This window comes from Chryseobacterium sp. GVT01B (assembly GCF_019970045.1).
Classification (GTDB): Bacteria; Bacteroidota; Bacteroidia; order Flavobacteriales; family Weeksellaceae; genus Chryseobacterium.
The window spans coordinates 1-18,882 of the sequence record NZ_JAHXYI010000005.1; the positions used below are offsets into that span (position 1 = coordinate 1).

An 18,882-nucleotide genomic window follows, 5' to 3' on the forward strand; every position below is an offset into this window, starting at 1 on the left:
TAAGACGGGCCCCTGTATCATTCAGGATATGACCCAGCCTCTCTACAGGGTAACCAGGATCAAGAGGAACATAAGCTCCGCCTGCTTTTAAAATACCTAAAATACCTATCAGCATCTTTTCTGAACGATTAAAGCAAATAGGGATCAGTTCATCAGGACGGATATCATAATGCTGGATCAGATAATGGGCAAGCTGGTTAGCCTTTTCATTAAGATCTCGGTAAGAAAGACGTACATCTCCAGATACCAATGCCGTATGCTCAGGAGTCCAAAGCGCTTGTTCCTCAAATAATCCATGAATCGTAGCCTCCTTATCATAATATTTAATCGTATCATTCTGGGAAGAAACTACTCGGTGATGCATTTCATAATTCAATAAATGGTAATCAGAAATTAATCGATTGGTTTTATTATCCAATAAATCATCCAGAATACAGATAAACAGATTTTTATAAAGCTCTATAAAGTTTATAATCAATTCGGGATTAAGTTGAGAGCTATTATATATTATCTTAAAGTAAAGTATTTCATTTTTAACTTCCTGTTCCATAGAAATCATGTCAACTGCATTTAAACTTAATTCATCATTAACTGTTATATCAGCAATTCCATGATAATCAATAAAAAGGTCCTTGAAGCTAGTCTGAGAAAAATTAAACTCCAGAATATCAGGTCTTGGAGCGTACTTCATAAGATCCAATATAGGCAAGTAATCCGCTTTGGTGTTCCATAAACTATCGAGGTACTCCATATTTTGCTTAATCAGATCCTTAAGTCTGCTATCAGAAGAAAAATAATATCCTTTAACAGTAGTATTAACATGTGAGCCTAAAATATAGTTTTGCTGTTTCTTAATACTTACCGGGTAATTAATAATCAGATGATTAACCTCTGATATTCGATGGAGTAAAATAGCAAGTACTAGCTGTCCATAGGCATAAGGAGTCAGTTTATAAGTTTCCGTTAACAAATTTGTTTTGGAAAGTATTTCTTTGGAAAATTCAAAGTTTATTTCATTGAATGAACTATAATCACTTACAGACTTATTATACACTTCTAGAAACTTGAAACCCGGATTTTCAATGCTTGTTAAATGTCTTTTCCAAAAATCAGCAATTACCTCCTTTCCATTATTCAATATAGTCCTTACCTCCTTATTCATTTCATTAAGTAAATGTGCCTGCTCGAAAAGGCTTACTGGATTGTCATAACTGCTATTATTATAATATTTACTCAATTCACTATGAAGAAAATTATCTGTCAGCCGATCAATAAGAATGCTGGAAAACACATAGATTATTCTATATTTTCCATCATCCTGTTTAATAATATAAAATCTTGACAGTAGATCATTTTCAAGGTCAAATGGCTTTAGTACAAGCTTTAAAAGCTCTTCATAATCAGTCTGATTAGGGAGAGATACGAGCAGCGGAGTCGTATCAGACAACTGCACCTTGCTTTTCCAAAACAATTCTCCATCCACCTTAACTATATTACTATTAACCAATAAATTATGATTAACAAATCTTACCAGACTTATATTGAGCCTTTCTATATCAATAGTTCCTGAGAAGGTCTGATCTAAAATAATGTGAGGATCACCTTTCAAAGGATTTAACTTCCAATTGTCATAAAAAACTTCCTGATAGGGAGTCAGTTTTAATAAAAATTCTTTCTTCATCATAATAAGAATATTAATTACATATTACCTCTCCTGAATAACAGATACTTTAATTATCTTTTGATAGCTATGTCTTAATGATTATTAGTGTAATGAAAAGAAGAATCTTTATATTTTTAGTCATGATACAAGCTTCATTTTCTTCAATATATATTTACCATTTGTTTACAAATAAGAAATAATGGTAATAAGTATTCTTTTTCAAGTGTAAAATTAACACACTCATATCATACTGATTACCAATACTGTGTAGTTTTATATTGCAATACATCAAGAAAAATATCTATAAAACATCCCCTTGAAAGCTTTTGTATGATCCCTAAAGAACGTTGTGTGCTAGTGAAAAAACTACATTTAAATAGTGATAATACGACTGTTAGTTTATAGTTACCTAAGTGATAAGAATGTAATTTTGTATATGATCACTTTCAGAGAAGCCGATCAAACTGATCAAAGAAATATTGAAATGTAAGTTAAGTATTACATTGATAGAAATCTCGATAAAATTATCTCAACATTCGGGTTGCTGTACATAGTCTAGAACATATGCTTTATGTATTCACAGTGTACCGACATGAATTTTGATAAATCGGTTTAAAATTTATATTATTTATATAACCATGAAATTAATAAACGAACATATATATTCGGAATGGTTCGCGCCATCTAATATCCTTTTTAAAGTGTTTTTTAAGTTATTTTTTTTAACTATGTGGCGGCAATGCATATCATCATTCCCATTGCCGCGCTTTTTAACTCCCTATAATTGACGTATTTATACATAAGTTTTATTTTAATTACAGATGGAGCTGTCTCAAAAATGAGACAGCTCATTTTGTTTTTAAAGCTATCTTACAATTCGTCCGTTATAGATAATTGAAAGTAAAATTTTTGCTACAAATCTAAGCGCAGGTATTTTATATTGCATAAAAATCCCGGAGAACTTCTTTCTCCGGGATTTTCTATATTTTGAAAATTATCTATTTGAATATATAATTTAAAGTTAAGGCTATCACCTGTTCTGACTTTTTACTATCATTACCTCCAATTTCATTTACAAGGCCTGGATATGTATCTGAGAATCCTAAATCGTACCTTAAAGCCAATTCAACTTGCCGCTTGTAACTATATCCTACTCCTAGTCCAAGTCCCCAGTTGAAACTCTTAGCTTTACCATTTACACCTGAAGGCTGTTTTGGATCAGTAACATCAGGATTGTAATAAGGTCTTCCTACAGGAGTATTTTTTACATTCTGATTGACTAAAAAATTAAATCTAGGACCTATTAATCCAAAGAATTCAGATTCGGATTCTGAAAAGTATCCTTTGAAATAAAGAGGTACACTTAGATAATTATTAGCATATACCGCATCATAACCATCTTTTCCTTTGGCATCTTTATCTTTCCCGGTTTCTCCCGCCCCATAATATAACACTTCCGGTTGGATAAAGAATTGATTAGTTTTACCCATCGGTATCATTGCCAAAGCTCCTCCTTGAAAAGTATATCTTGCACCGGAGGGATTATGGGCATTGGCTACCCTTGAATAGTTCGCACCTGCAGTAAGGCCAAACCTTGTGTTTTTCAATTGCACTTGAGCAAAAGACAAACCAGAAAGAATCAAAGTTGAGAATAATAAATGTTTTTTCATGTGCTGTGGTTTTATATTGTTTTGAAAATTTTCACTGTCATTTCAATATTAAGAGATAATAAATCAACATAATTGTAAGACTATATCTTAATCTGAAATACTAGCACTATTGCTATGATATAAAAGAGATCCGGCAATTGTGTGGCCATGCCGGATCATTAAAAACATAAATATCTACAGTATGAAACAATAATGTAGAAAATTCTTTAAAGAGACATGACAAATGTAAATAGATATTTCCTCATATATAACTGAATATCAATAGTATTATCACTAATATCAAGTAGTTTTATCACTACTATAAACTCAATGCATTAATTCAGTCGCTTGAATCAAGAGGTGCCAACATTAATTAAACTACAACCTGTGAAAACAAAAAAACATGTATCTCAGTCGGAAAGCTCAACCATAATTTTGATTTTACATACAAAATGTATAGTTAATTTGTTTGAAAGAGGTCAATCTTCTTAATAGGGAACAAAGCCTACAGCTAATGCTATGGAATGATATAAATTCTCATTTAAAATAAAACTGACCGACTACCTGCTTATAGGGAACACCTCAAAGATTACATTTTAAGGGGTTATTGTAGAATTAACTTCATAATAACATTTTAAAGTTGTACGTAACAGATAACCAAATAATAAACAGGAAACCAAATGCCATCTGATCCCCTGTTTTTAATACTTCAATAAATTGTCGCAATAATTTACTTATTCACTACAACCTTACGTACAATCTCAATGCCCAATCCCTTTATAGTAATCATATAAGTACCATTTTCCCAACCCATTGTAGATATCGCCTTCTTTGTATCTGGTGGTACTTTATTTTCAGTATAGATCAATTTACCTGACATATCATAAATTTCAATACCGATCTTTCCTAATATATGGTCGGAAAAATTGATAAAGAATTCATTTTTAGCAGGATTAGGATAAAGTGTAACTTCAGCACTATTTATACTTACTTCTTTTGAATCTAATGAATTACACACAGAGGGAGCAGTAAAATCCTCAGTCTGATCATTAATATCTGTTTTACTTCCTGCAGAAGCGTTGACTCCTAAACCTCTTTTAGCAAAAGCTTTCCAGATCATACACTTATCTATCCCACCTGTGGATGCCTGTTCAGCAGCAAGAATTGCATCTCTTCCATCAATAAATGTCGGATTGCAGGCCTGAAGTTTGAGAGCATCTATGACAAGCTGCATAACTTTTGTACTACCATTGGTCGTATTGGCTATAAGATCGGCTGAATATCCATATTTTTCTACATATTTCCAATGAAGATCCCAAAGCATTGTTGCCCAAACAAAACCTATGGAATGTTCATCCGCCATGCCATTGGTATCTCCATAAGTATAATTATTAATGGCAAAATCTGGAGAATATCTGGAGAGACGACCTCCATTGCCTGTAGTTGGCTCTCCGATTATATAGGTTCCTAAACCTCGTGGAATTGATTCACTGCTGCTCTGTGTATTGGTTAGCATCAAAGCAAAAAAATCTGACCATCCCTCTCCCATTTGTTCCTGACTTTCAATTGTTTCTAAACAATTATATCCCGAACCAGTTAACCTGTTTGAAACTCCATGACCAAATTCGTGAATCATGATTCCACTATCAAAGCTACCATCCGGAGCAGTGTCTCCCGGACCACTTTTTAAAGTTATATTGACGGTTGTTCCGGCTTGCAACAAATTTTTAATATACTCTCCTTCAGAGTTCCTTATTAATACTGAGGGTATTATTATTGTACTATCATTCCCTATAGGGGCCATATTCTCTAACATGGTATCTTCATATATTATGACACCTTTCGCACCTGCATTTTGTAGATTTTTTACTTTAGTGGTAAATGTACAGGGAGGATTTTGCTGAAGTTCTGACATCGTTAACCCTTTTACCAATGCAATTTTATTGGTAAGTGAACCGGCAGATAATACTGTGCAAGCATTGGAAGCTCCAGTAACTAACTGAACATCCTCGGTAACTCCTGTACTATTTAAAACAGATCCAAAAGAGGCAGCTTTGGCTATCGGCTTCCTTGTTGTTGCCTGAGGTGGTGTATTATAATATAACCTTTTAATAGGAGACCATAAAAACATTTTCATAGTGGGGTTAATCCCTTCAGGAGTAGGAAAAAAAACAGCGTTGTTTGTACCTTGATTATTTTGTGCTTCTGCCAATACATAATCATTTCCAATTCCTCCATTATTAAAATTATTTTGCTGAAAATTCCTTGCTGACTCCGTAAAACCAAGCTGGTAAAAAATATCATGAACTTTATTATTGATATAAAATAAGTTAGTAATGGCAGCATCACGATTATCCAAAGAAGTCCCATCTATATTAAATGGATAGTCAAAAGTTCTTAAAGTTCCTCCATCTGGCGAATAGTCAGCAATTTCATTACGAATATAAGCATACACATTGTTTCCTCTAGTAATCGTATAATGATTGGTACCATCGGAATGCCATCCTTCTGGCGAGGCAGTAGGAATTCAGGGATCATTGACCAACATTCTGTTACCAAAAGTAGGTGCCTCTACAGGTAATTTAAATACGTTATAAGAAGCATGATCTGAGGTCCATAATAAACTGGACGGCTGATATTGTGTGCCAATAAAAATAGAAGAGTTATTTTTACGGTTTGCAAAATCATGGGAATATCTATTTGTGGTGAAATTACAATAGGATGCCAAATTGACCTTACTAATGATATTACCGCTATCTGCATCCATTAATATATTCCAGTAATTAGAAGTTTCTGGCTCAGAAATTAATATTTCATGACAAACGATAAGAACATCATTATGTATTGCATACACCTGCCTTTCTCTTACTATATTACTACTACCAGAACTGGAATCATAAAAACCAAACAGGGCATAATTTCTGATTTCTGGTTTCTTAAAGAAATCAGCTAATGTTTGTAAAATAAATTTTTTGTCAGTAATTTTTCGGTGTTCAGAGACAATTCCTTGATAGTCTTTAATAAAGTTATCAGTATAATAAAGTATATTATTGTCTCTTATGAAAGCCGTTCCACCAGATCTATATACAGGAATTCCATTATAAACTTGCTGGAATTTAACAATACTTCCATTTAAGGACTCTGATCGGTCAATATTCTCAATAGTGAAGTTGGTGAGGTCAATCTTTCTAAACTCTTTAAGTTTATTTCTTGAAATATAGCTTTTTATCAGATCTTCATTATTCTGAGAAAACAAATCATTTGACAGAAATAATAAAACTGCGTATAGCAGCAGAGGTAATTTTTGCTTTTTCATATTGTACTGTATTTGCAAGAGGAGAAAAAATATTATATCTCTCTCATTAGTGATAATAGAATAAAACAACAGTATCAAAAATGATTTTTGTTGTATTGGATATTATAATTAATCTAACATAAATTAGCTTCTATGTTAAATAATTTTTCTTGCTAATACATCAGTATATTACCATAGGGGGACACTGATTGAATAGTACAGTTAATTCGTGTTACACGGATTTCTGAGATAATCTAATAATGAATGATATCTTAAATAATCTCTTGATTGTACATTACAAACATAAAGTAATTATATTTTTCCTCCCAGAAAAACAATATAGTTTTATATAGACTATAGCATAAAATTAAAACTATTTGAATCACATATTAAATAATGAGTACATTTAGTTTACTATTGAAAAAAAGCGAGAATAACTAACAGGCATAACAAACTTAGAAAATACAATAAATAATATTTGCTGCATTGGTTTCTAGAAGTTATTTAAAAAGCAATATATTATAATATTTTACTCTGAAATACAGCGTACCGACACGCCATTTGCACGGTTTCCGTTGTTCTCTGGATTAATTGTACTGCTAAAGGAAAAATTGTACGCGTTTGAATTGGCGTACTCTGTACTACTCCAATAATTACCGTTATAAGCTCGATTTGTTAATGCTCCTGTATTATAGAATCGGTATCCTGTAGTAGGTAGGGTTAAGGTGTTTCCATTGTTGGAGAATACCATGGCAGCAGTAAAATTGTTGGCTCCATCTGTAGATGATGTAGTCCAAGTTCCAATCTGACTAGCAGTACTGCTCGCTTTAAATCCCACCCATTCATGTCGTGTAGGAATACGGAAGCCTGGTGGACAAGGATCATTCTCCGTTTTTATTGGCTCAGTTTCTGTACCATTGTTCCATGCTTTATCAGGTGCTTTTTCTTTATTCCATCCTGAAATAGCTTCAGCAGACGTATAAGATGTAGCCACTGCATCCTTTCTACCCCATTGATAATAATCCCCCATAATAGCTTGTGTAGGCAAATCAGGGTCCAGGATAGGATTAGCGCCTAGATTTCGGGACATCATTTGGCGGATCTGACCATTAATCGAGACATTTACTATATCATCAAATCTAGTCCGAGGTTGTACAGGAAGGCTGAAGCTGCAGGTTTTACCCGCCAGATTAATATTAAACGTAGCCGTTCCGGTTGTAGGAGGTGTTCCTTTGATGTTAAATATTAAAAAGCCACCACCAATACTAAGGTTTCCAGGGGAGAGATTTGCAGTAAGATTTGTAACACCAGTAGAAGGAATACTTAAAGCAGAATACGCGCCTCCATTCCCACCGCTATAGGGTAAAATTAAACTTACCCCAGAAGCAGGCCGTGCTGTTTCCAAGAGTCCAACATTAGAAGAAGAAGAACATAACAACTGTGATAAGACTGTTATGGTGTTATCAGTAGAGATAATTTTGATCCATCGATTACTAGCTGCATCGAAATAGTAGAAACCTTTATCATCTATTCCTTCTACCTGGCCAGTACGTTTATCAGGATCAGGAGGAGCTGTAACATATACCAGAATGGCATTCTTAGCATTAGAATAAATACCATTTGCTTCAGCCGTTTTAAGTATGTTACCCGCTAGACGAGGTATTATAATACCTTCTGAAGTATCAGTATAAACTTGTCCATAAAATAAGCTACCAAGAAAAAACATTGGTACTAAATACATTTTTCTCATGTGTTAAATATTTGATGATTAGTTTTATTTGGATCTATTAATACATTTTTCTATAAATAATAAGGTATGTAAACTAGTTAATCTGAAGATAATTAAAATCAAAAATTCGAATGTTAATTTTGTAATTTATCTCCTTGATAACTGATGATATTTACCATTCGAAATAATTCTAAGGAATGATTTTCTTTATTCACAAGAAAATCATACAATAACTAATATTATCATTCTGATATTAAACCTCTTACATCATTAACCACTTCAACAGCCTAAGCTTATTTTTTCACCTATATAATACTAGTATCTTAAATAATGTAAACCATAAATGAAGATACTTTATAAAAATACAGAACATAATACATTATATCCACTACATCACTATCGTATTTGATCTAAGAAATTATCGTTTTTAAACTACAAATAAAAACCAGGATATAAAACCGCTAGGCATAAGAATAAAAAGGATTAGGGTATGTAAAATTTTTATAAATATTTTGATCAAAATCCATCATCTATCAAGTTTAAATAGATCCACCATTTTCACCTTCATTTTCCCATCTATTAAAAAATATTGTGTAGCCATAGAAATTAAAGTGTTGCTTGATTTGAATTGATTTGACATAGCTCTTTATATGTATAATGATAAATTATAAATAAGGCTGCTCATAGAGCAGCCCTAATAACAATATTCATAATTTTACTTACAGTATTTTAATGGCTTATCAAAGTCCATTTTCCCTTATTTATTATTTACTCTGAGATACAGCGTACAGAAAAACCATAAGGACGACTAAGTGAATAGTTGGCAGGAGCAATATCCTTAAAGAATGACATAAAATAGGCATCTGTGTTAAGTACTTCATTCTCTGTGCTGCTCCAGTAATTTCCATTATTAGCACGATAACCCAATGCTCCCGTAGCATAGAAACGATTTCCGCCGCCAGGGAAAGTAATCGTATTTCCGTTATTCTTAAATACCTTGGCAACACTGAAATTGGAAGCACCATCAGTAGCGCTTAAGGCCCATGTTCCTATATTGGTTGTTGTACTGGCAGTAATAAATCCCTGCCATTCCGCTCTTGTAGGAACCCTGTATCCGCTAGGACAGGGATCATTCAGGGTATTTTTTTGAGGTATCGACTCACTGCCTTTATTCCAGGATTTGTTAGCAGCATTGGTCGTGTTGTAACCTGAAATGGCAGAAGAGGAAGTATAAGCTGTTGCTACAGGGTCTTTCCTGCCCCATTGAAAATAATCACCTATAATAGACTGACCAGGAATATCGGGATTTTCTGATGTATCAGCTCCTACATTATGCGCTTTCATTCTACGGATCTTTCCGTCAATAATCACCTCAATATCATCAGCAAAAGAGCTGCCTGCCTTCACAGTACGGCTAAAGCTGCAGGTCTGTCCGCCTAGACTAATATTAAAAGTAGCCGTCCCTGATGCTGCAGGAGTTCCCGTAATACTAAAATTAAGGGTACCGCTTCCGTTTTGAAATGAATCTGCAGTAAGTATGGCAGTAAGTCCTGTCACTCCGATGGAAGGTAAACTCAAACTGCTATACGAACCTCCATTACCTCCATTATAAGGTATCTGGGTTGTAACTCCTGAAGCAGGAGTTCCGGAAGTCAAAACTCCTGAATGGACTGAAGATGAACACAGCAACTGTGTGATTTGACCTATATTGGTATTGCTGCTCGACACAATTTTCACCCAACGGTTAATTCCTGCATCAAAAAAATAAAACCCACGTGAATCTACTTTTTCAACCTGTCCAGTACGTTTTGATAAATCTGCTTCTTTAGTTACAAAAATCAATGTAGCATCCTGATCCGATCCATATACTCCAGCGTTATCGGCCAATTTAAGGGCATTCCCTGTTTCACGTGGAATCATTAAGCCTTCTGCGTGACTCCCATCTATTGTTTTTTCTGTTACATCTAAAGTAGATCTGGGAACTTTATTGTTAATTCCCACCTGTCCATAAGACAAAACACTCATCAAACAAATCGATAATAAATATGTTTTCCTCATTTACCTAAATATTTTAATTTTTTTAATTTAATTTCCGAAAAGGTCCTATAATTTCAAAATATGTCATTTTGAAGTCATTTTTAGATTTTACAGCATCCATGTTTCTGCTTCATTACGATTGAAATTTCAAGCTGAAGGATGGCTACAAATTTAAAATACCACACTAATAAAGGGATTGGAGATCATGTAGTTTTATATCGCATGGCTTGTATGATAATTACGACAACTTGTAGTAGGAGTATAATAATTGTAAAAGGCCATTAAACCTGGAATTTAAAAAATGATACAAATTATATCTAATAACTTGTAATAAATGATACAAAATTTATCTAATTTTGCAATATGGAAAGGGCAATTGTACATATGGATCTGGATACGTTCTTTGTTTCCTGTGAAAGGCTGAAAAATTCCGAACTGGAGAAAAAGCCTGTGATCATCGGAGGTGGAGACCGCGGTGTAGTAGCCTCCTGCTCTTATGAAACCCGTTTTTTCGGAGTTAGAAGTGCTATGCCCATTAAAATGGCTTTACGGCTTTGCCCCGAAGCAATAGTAATTAAAGGAGATATGGAAATGTATTCCAATATGTCTCATATGGTAACGGAAATTATACAGGAAAAAGTACCTGTTCTGGAAAAGGCAAGCATTGATGAATTTTATCTTGATCTCTCTGGAATGGATAAATTTTTCGGATGCTATCAGTGGACAGTTGACATAGCTGAAACTATACGGAAAAATACTGGGCTGCCCATAAGCTTTGCTTTGTCTACCAATAAAACTGTATCCAAAATTGGGACAGGAGAATCCAAACCATCCGGAAGATTCGAAGTAAAGCAACCTGATATTCGGCCATTTCTGAATCCGCTATCAGTTAAAAAAATTCCAATGGTGGGAGATGTTACCTTTCAGTTGCTTTCAAGGTTGGGCATAAGAACAATTCAAACCCTTTCTGAAATGCCCGCTGAAGTACTACAGCAATTGATTGGCAAAAATGGGAATGAGCTCTGGAAAAAAGCACATGGAATTGATGAAACTCCTGTTATTTCTTACTCAGAACGAAAGTCCATCTCTACAGAAGATACTTTTGCACAGGACACTATAGATATTCAAGGCATCAAAAGTATTTTGTCCGGAATGGTTGAAAAGCTTTGCTATCAGCTCAGAGCAGAAAAATGGCTGGTATCAGTAGTGGTTGTAAAACTCCGGTACTCCAATTTTGATACAGAAACCAAACAATGCAGGATTCCTTACACCTCGGCTGACCACACACTGCTCAAGTATGTTTTAGAACTATTCAAAAAAGTGTATACCAGACGTATGAGAATAAGGCTGGTCGGAGTCAAATTTACAGGACTGGTTCACGGATGTCATCAAATGGATCTTTTTGAAGATACAGAAGAACTGATCTCACTGTATCAGACGATGGATAAGATCAAAGATAGGTTTGGGGCCTCAAGTGTTGGAAGAGCTTCCGGTTTATTAAAATAATTACAATATGTTTCTGAACTGCCATTCCTATCATAGTCTACGTTACGGTACCATTTCTATTCAAGATTTGGTAAAGCAGGCTGTCAACTTTAATATAAAAACCCTGGCTCTTACTGATATCAATACCATTACAGGAATTTATGATTTCTACAAACTCTGCCAGGATCATCATATCAAACCGATCGTTGGAGTTGAAATACGGGTTCAGGATGAACTGTACTATATCTGTCTGACCAAAAATCAACAGAGTATTGGAGAAATCAACAGACTTTTAACGGCTTATAACTGTGATGGCACTGAAATCCCCAAAATAAATCCTGTTTTTAAAGATACTATTGTCATATATCCATTGGAGAATATTCCTGAAAAGTTATCTAATCATGAATTTATAGGCATCAGACAAGATCAGTTAAACTTTTTGATTCAGCCGGAATTGAAACTGCTGATCCATAAAATGGTTATACTACATCCGGTTACCTTTACCACACCTGAAGAATATGAGCTCCATAAAATATTAAGAGCAATTGATCACAATACATTAATCAGCAAACTTACAGAGCATGATTACTGTAAAGCCCATGAAATGTTTGCCTGCAAAAAAAAACTTCTGGCTCAATTTCAACATGAACCTCAAATCATTGAGAATACAAAATACATTGTCAATGCCTGCAGTTTTGATTTTGATTTTTCAACGCCTAAAAACAAAAAGTATTTCACAGAAAGCAAAGAAAATGATTTTAAACTTTTAAAAAAGTTAGCTTATCAGGGACTTTCAAAAAGATATTCCAATAATAACTTACAGGCAAAAGCAAGAGTAGATAAAGAATTGGGAGTTATTGATCAGCTTAATTTCTGTGCCTATTTTCTGATTACCTGGGATATCATCCAATACAGCAATCGTATGGGATTTATGCACGTAGGAAGAGGAAGCGGTGCCAATTCCATTGTCAGCTATTGCATTGGAATAACTGATATATGTCCTCTGGAACTGGATCTGTATTTTGAGAGATTTTTAAACCTCAACCGTAAAACCCCTCCTGATTTTGATGTTGACTGGAGTTGGCATACCAGAGATATTATTCTGGAATATATTTTTAACAAATATGGTAAAGACCATGTTGCTTTCTGTGGGACCAATGTCGAATTCAAATACCGATCTATTTTCCGGGAAATAGGAAAAGTATTCGGACTTCCAAAAGATGAGTTGGATACACTGGCAACAAAACCAGTACAAGAACATGATAATAACTCAATATCCAAACAGGTTCATTACTATGGAAAACTTTTAGAAAAGTTTCCTAACCAGAGAAGCATGCATTCCTGTGGAATTCTGATCTCAGAAGAGCCCATTACCAATTATTCCGCTTTGGAAATGCCCCCCAAAGGCTTTCCGATTGTTCAGTTTGATATGTATACTGCTGAGGATATTGGGCTGGAAAAATTTGACATTCTCTCACAGAGAGGTTTAGGTACTATCAATGACACTGTAAAGCTGGTTAAAGAAAAAAGAGGAATTGATATAGACATCCAGGAGACTTCTATATCAAAAGATGAAGCCAGATGCAATGAATATTTAAGTTCAGGAAAAACCATCGGCTGCTTTTATATTGAGTCCCCTGCCATGCGGGGATTACTGAGAAGACTGAAGTGTGACAATTACAAAGTGTTGGTTGCTGCCTCATCCATTATCCGGCCCGGAGTGGCCCAAAGCGGAATGATGCGGGAATATATTTTCAGACATAACAATCCTACAAAATTTGAGTACTTTCATGAGGTTTTTGAAAAAGAATTAGGAGAAACTTATGGCATTATGGTATATCAGGAGGATGTTATTAAAATTGCGCTTCACTTCGGTGGGTTATCAGCTCCTGATGGTGATGTGCTAAGGAGGGCGATGAGTGGTAAGGGCCGGTCTTTATCTGCCTTACAGAGGGTAAAAGATAATTTCTTTGAATCCTGTAAAAAACTAGGGCATTCTGAGCAGTTATCTATGGAGGTATACCGGCAGATCGAATCTTTTGCAGGATATTCCTTTTGCAAAGCTCACTCCGCATCCTATGCCGTGGAAAGCTATCAGAGTTTATATCTAAAGGTTTACTACCCTATTGAATTTATGGTTTCCGCTATCAATAATGGTGGCGGGTTCTACAGAACTGAAGTATATATTCATGAAGCCCGGATGTCAGGAGCTTCTATTCATAATCCATGTGTCAATTTAAGTGAATACCAGACAACGGTTTATAGCACTGATGTTTATTTAGGGCTGATGCATATTGAACGATTGGAAACATCATTAGCACAGCTGATTCCTGAAGAAAGAAATCAAAATGGAAATTATACCTCCCTGGAAAACTTTGTAAAGAGGATTCCTATTGGTATAGAAGCACTGCAAATTCTAATCTTTATTGGAGCATTCAGTTTTACTAGCAAACAGAAACATGAACTGCTGATTGAATCAAGATTTCTTTTGGGAAATAATAAGATTACCTTCAGGCATCCAACTTTACTTAATGAACCTCAGAAAGATTATCAGCTTCCGAAAATTGAAAGAAACCCATTTGAAGATGCATTTGATGAAATAGAAATATTAGGTTTTCCCATTTCATTCAGCCCTTTTGATTTGTTACAAATCAGATACAGAGGTAATGTAATGGCTAAAGACCTTACCCAATATCATAAAAAACAGGTTAAAATGCTTGCTTATCTTATTTCAAGAAAGCATGTCCCCACCAAAAAAGGGACGATGTACTTTGGTACCTGGATTGATGCGGAAGGAGAATACTTTGATACCGCTCATTTTCCCAGCTGTCTTGAAGAATATCCTTTTCAGGGAGGGGGCTGCTATCTCTTATTAGGAACGGTAGAAGTAGATTTTCACTTTCCTACTGTTACTATTCATAAAATGGCCAAAATGCCTTTTATTCCAGATCCCAGATATTCCATGGATAAAGAAAAATCATTGGAAGCCCAGCATAATCTACATGAAGATATTAGTATGACATGGCGAAGGCCTTATCCTCAGGAGCATGAAATAAGATTGCCAAGACAAAAAATGCAATAATAGGATTTTGGTACTGGATTAACCGAAGAAAATTTTATAAGCGTAATGCTGCTGGGTTAGAAGCATTCTCAATTATGAGAAAGCTACTCTTATCAACTTTATGGAGCGAATCATAAAATTAATAGCATTTGTATTAATCTTTTTCAGATTATTTCTTTTATTGGGTTACTACATAAAATAAAGAGAAAAGAAAATGAGATCTTTACTTTGACATTGCAAAAAGCTAAATTGCTTATTATATAGAAAAAATGGAAGATATCTGTTATTTTTTTGAGTACAAACATGCTCTTTTTCACTTTACTCAAACATTGATTCTCAGATGAGTGCAATTACTGTACTTTATCCTATTAACAACCTGACTTGATCACTCTTAGCAATTAAATTAAGAGTTTATTTATCAAAAATATTAAATAAGTCAGTTATTTACCTCCAAATATATTACCCAGGAAGCCGCCTAAACCACTACCGCCTTGCTGCCCGTTTCCACTTCCACCACCCAACACACTTCCCAGTATATCAGTTAAGGGATTTCCCGAGGATTGGGTGCTACCTCCCATAACATTTCTAAGAATATCATTGATAGGATGAGATTCTTGATCCTGAGCCTGATTTGATGCATTTCCAAGGATTCCTCCTAACAGATCTCCGAGACCGCTTGCACCTACATTATTTTGCTGTTTTTGCTGACCTATATACCCCATGACCACAGGAGCAAGCATTCCAAGGGCAGGACCTATCTTATCTGCTGAAATTCCTGTGTTTTGCGACAATTGGTTTTCAACATCACTTCTTTGTCTGCCAAAGATATGATCAAGAATAGATCCACCTTCAGCCTGTCTTGTTTCAGCCTGAGATGCATCATTTAATATACTTCCAGTATGATCTTTGTCTAAAGCGTTGTTTAAAGCTTCTGCTTCTTTAGCATCCTTGGATTTATTTCTAAGATGAGAAATAATGAGAGGAGTTGCTACCGCTAACAAGGCAATCACTTGGTTTTTGCTGATTCCGAATTTATTTCCGGCTTGTTCAGCTACCTGATTGCCTGTGTTTCCTGTAATTAAATCAATTAAACTCATTGTATATCTATTTAGGTATTAGTATATTGAAATTATTAAAAATATGCTGTTCTTCAGGAGTGTCTTAACAGTTTATCTGTTAACAGTTTGAGCCTGTATTGGGTGTAGTCACATTACTTTATTTACCTCCACTGTAACGTTTATCAGGAGTTCTATCCTTTTTTATTTAATAATCCCTATATTTTAGGTTTTTGATGCCTGAGCTATTAGCTCGGCATTTGGAGCAACAGTTACTTGTAAAAATATTATAATGTCTTAAAATCTATATTGACTTTGTTTCAATGAAAAGTTTAATTAAATTTTATGTCAACTAATGTGTATTTATCCAAATTTTCGCTATAGAATCCATACTTGTAATGAATTTGGCTGATCATTCACTAAAAAATCTGAAAGCATTACAATGTTTCATAAGACCCAGATAGGAGTTCATAGTATCACTTCTGTGTTGTGTTTCCTGTTCTTATTGGAATAGAAAGCATTCGGAAAAAGTTCCGTCATTTGTTTACCGGTTACATCGAGAGTAATTTCAGATTTCACACTATTCATTACGGCTTGCGCAAAAGTTAATGTACCAGTGAGGGAAATTGGCAATAAATACATTTTTTCATGAGTTACGTATTTTAAAATATAAATTGTGTTTTTTTGAAATTATCAATGTAAATTATTTATTAAAGATCATAAACAAATATAACCACATTTCACTAAATACCTTATAAACAAAGCGTAGTATTAAATCTAACACATTGTGATTTTATTACTACAATAAATATATTACAAAAGCTCAGTTAATAAAATCCAGCCTAAATTTTTAATTTACCTTTTGGTATGTCTTATCCTGAATTTACTTACAAGATTTAACATTAATTGTGCTAACAATAGATTCGCTACAAAATAAGAGTGAGGTTTATTTTATTTCTTACATACTTAAAGTTTCTTTTAGCTTGGGTGTCCAAAGTCTTTATTAAGCGAATACATTAAATAGAATATATAGAGTTACTCGAACAATAAATATTCTCAAAAATTAGAAAATTCCCTTTATACAACTGAATACAATAATTTCAAAATATTAAGTATTTAAAAACAAAAACTACTTCTTTAAAGCTTCTGAGCGTTTATGATGGCAGCAAATGAATATTTATGATTCCACTACAACACGCTAGTGAAAATACGACACTTGTTTAGTGATGATACTATAACAATCAGTTAAAGTACTGTCATTTAATAAATTAAATTTGTAAGAGTCTGGATTTATTTTCTTTAAGCGGATTCTTGGTTAAAAATTAACAAAAATTGTAACAGATGAAAAAACATTATTTATTAGCATTGGCTTTCGTAGGCATTGTATCCTACAGCCAGGTGGGAATCAACAACACTGCTCCCAAAACAACATTGGAAATATCCAGTAAGACTTCAGACGGAAGTTCTTCTGAAGGATTCCTTCTTCCGAAGGTAACGGGTAACCAGCTTAAAGCTGCTGAAACGGCAGGCGTTTATGCTAATGATCAGGATGCTACTTTAGTCTTTGTGACCGCTGCTCCTGATGAAGGCAATCGTACCGGTCAGGTAGAGGGTATGGACTCTAAGGGCTTCTATTATTTTGATGCAGGAAGTAACCGCTGGGTGAAAATGGTGTCCAGTGGAACAATCACGGGTTCGGTCACTGAACTTTTATGTTCTAATGCCACGCATGCAGGGGTACTAGAAACTACCAGTCCTGCTGCGGGAGTGAGTACCAACGTTCCTTACACAGGAGGAAACGGTGGGATCTATTCTGCGTTGAGTATTCCTTCTATTGGTGTAACCGGCCTTACGGCAGTCCTTCCTTCCGGCACCTTAAACAACGGAAATGGCACGTTGGTATTTACCATTACCGGAACACCGTCTGCAGCAGGTACCGCTACCTTTAATATAGATCTATTTGGCTTTAATTGTGGTTTTAACCTTACGGTAGAACCTTCCACCAGCTTTGCTGATGTAGTAGATGTAACGATTGACAACCAAACCCGCCAGATGATGACCCACAATTTAGGAGCTGATCCTACACTAGATCCTGAGCAGATGGTACAGGGTGTTCACGGAAACTATTACCAGTGGGGTAAAAAAGCGGCTGTAGCTACCGCCTATACCCCCGCTACGTCAATCTCTGGCTGGAGTACCACGGCTGCAGCTAATAAAGCATGGAACTCAGGTACAGAGGCCATTCCTGTAAAGACCACCAATGATCCTTGCCCTCAGGGTTTTCGTGTTCCTACCCGAAATGAGTGGATTTCATTTTATAATAACAGTACGGTCTCTAATGTAGGAACGTTTGTTGCTCTTCCCGGTAGTGCTACGAACTTCGGTGTGGGTAAAAAATTTGTTAATGGAACGAGTACGCTGGTCTTTCCTGCTGCCGGCAGCCGAAACAGCGCTTCAATTAATCGCGCCTACTCCTCAGACTATTGGAGCAGTACGGAAAGTAGTACAAACGCCTTTTCCTTCACCTTCAATAGCAATACGATAACTCCAGCCTATGCCAACAGTCGTACGTTCGGATTTTCAGTACGCTGTATTTCAGAAAATTGATTCTATTGATTGTATTAATTTCTCTATTTAGGAAAAATCTACATTATATTTAGTTTAGAATTAATATAAATAAAAGGCAAAAAGAAAAAGTTAGTACCCGGCAGTACAAAATCTTTACATGACATTAAGATTGAAAACTACTGTATATCAGTGATAATACTACCCAAAACCTGCTATGATTAAAAAAAATTTTGTCAACTTTTATCAGGCTTGAAATACAAATTTTCTCATCCGAATTATTTAATCAAACCAGCCTGTATCAAGCTGGTTTTTTATGTTAGATTGTTCCTGCAAAGTAGGA

At 34.9% G+C, this 18,882-nt stretch carries 10 protein-coding genes; 3 read left to right on the forward strand and 7 right to left on the reverse strand.

Features of this window, described 5'->3' with window-relative positions:
* From LC457_RS12445 to LC457_RS12470, 6 genes are all read right to left on the reverse strand, one after another.
* Positions 1–1,684, reverse strand: a 1,684-nt coding sequence (locus LC457_RS12445; RefSeq protein ID WP_223600114.1) for an AMP-binding protein, incomplete at its 3' end; no start/stop codon positions are given.
* Between the two features lie 977 nt (positions 1,685–2,661).
* Positions 2,662–3,333 carry a porin family protein gene (locus LC457_RS12450; protein ID WP_209785073.1) on the reverse strand — a complete coding sequence of 224 codons (672 nt, stop codon included), beginning with the start codon at positions 3,331–3,333 and terminating at the stop codon, positions 2,662–2,664.
* A gap of 709 nt (positions 3,334–4,042) precedes the next feature.
* A complete protein-coding gene (locus tag LC457_RS12455) occupies positions 4,043–5,839 on the reverse strand; it encodes a M36 family metallopeptidase (protein WP_223600558.1) in 1,797 nt (598 codons plus the stop codon).
* Positions 5,840–6,628, reverse strand: a complete 789-nt coding sequence (locus LC457_RS12460) for a hypothetical protein (protein ID WP_223600115.1) — start codon at positions 6,626–6,628, stop codon at positions 5,840–5,842.
* A 508-nt stretch (positions 6,629–7,136) separates the two neighbouring features.
* Positions 7,137–8,012: an FISUMP domain-containing protein gene (locus LC457_RS12465; protein ID WP_223600116.1), complete on the reverse strand. Its 876-nt coding sequence runs from the start codon at positions 8,010–8,012 to the stop codon at positions 7,137–7,139.
* 1,092 nt (positions 8,013–9,104) lie between these two features.
* Positions 9,105–10,394, reverse strand: a complete 1,290-nt coding sequence (locus LC457_RS12470; RefSeq protein WP_223600117.1) for an FISUMP domain-containing protein — start codon at positions 10,392–10,394, stop codon at positions 9,105–9,107.
* 342 nt (positions 10,395–10,736) lie between these two features.
* Between LC457_RS12470 and dinB the strand changes: the two genes are divergently transcribed.
* Positions 10,737–11,879 carry a DNA polymerase IV gene (gene dinB / locus LC457_RS12475; RefSeq protein ID WP_223600118.1) on the forward strand — a complete coding sequence of 381 codons (1,143 nt, stop codon included), beginning with the start codon at positions 10,737–10,739 and terminating at the stop codon, positions 11,877–11,879.
* Positions 11,880–11,886: 7 nt separating this feature from the next.
* Complete coding sequence (locus LC457_RS12480; protein WP_223600119.1) at positions 11,887–14,940, forward strand: DNA polymerase III subunit alpha; 3,054 nt, start codon at positions 11,887–11,889, stop codon at positions 14,938–14,940.
* 419 nt (positions 14,941–15,359) lie between these two features.
* Here the strand turns inward: LC457_RS12480 and LC457_RS12485 are convergent, their stop codons facing one another.
* Positions 15,360–16,016 carry a DUF937 domain-containing protein gene (locus tag LC457_RS12485; protein WP_223600120.1) on the reverse strand — a complete coding sequence of 219 codons (657 nt, stop codon included), beginning with the start codon at positions 16,014–16,016 and terminating at the stop codon, positions 15,360–15,362.
* Between the two features lie 1,299 nt (positions 16,017–17,315).
* On the opposite strand from LC457_RS12485, the gene LC457_RS12490 reads away from it, so the two are divergent.
* The gene (locus LC457_RS12490; protein WP_223600122.1) at positions 17,316–18,581 is read left to right on the forward strand and encodes an FISUMP domain-containing protein; all 1,266 of its coding nucleotides are present in this window, start codon (positions 17,316–17,318) and stop codon (positions 18,579–18,581) included.
* Positions 18,582–18,882 lie beyond the last annotated feature (301 nt).

What these genes read in the sequence shown, in the direction of transcription:
- LC457_RS12480 (WP_223600119.1), top strand. Translation starts at nt 11,887, where the DNA reads ATGTTTCTGAACTGCCATTCCTATCATAGTCTACGTTACGGTACCATT.
- LC457_RS12470 (WP_223600117.1), bottom strand. Translation starts at nt 10,394, where the DNA reads ATGAGGAAAACATATTTATTATCGATTTGTTTGATGAGTGTTTTGTCT.
- LC457_RS12490 (WP_223600122.1), top strand. Translation starts at nt 17,316, where the DNA reads ATGAAAAAACATTATTTATTAGCATTGGCTTTCGTAGGCATTGTATCC.
- LC457_RS12460 (WP_223600115.1), bottom strand. Translation starts at nt 6,628, where the DNA reads ATGAAAAAGCAAAAATTACCTCTGCTGCTATACGCAGTTTTATTATTT.
- dinB (WP_223600118.1), top strand. Translation starts at nt 10,737, where the DNA reads ATGGAAAGGGCAATTGTACATATGGATCTGGATACGTTCTTTGTTTCC.
- LC457_RS12450 (WP_209785073.1), bottom strand. Translation starts at nt 3,333, where the DNA reads ATGAAAAAACATTTATTATTCTCAACTTTGATTCTTTCTGGTTTGTCT.
- LC457_RS12485 (WP_223600120.1), bottom strand. Translation starts at nt 16,016, where the DNA reads ATGAGTTTAATTGATTTAATTACAGGAAACACAGGCAATCAGGTAGCT.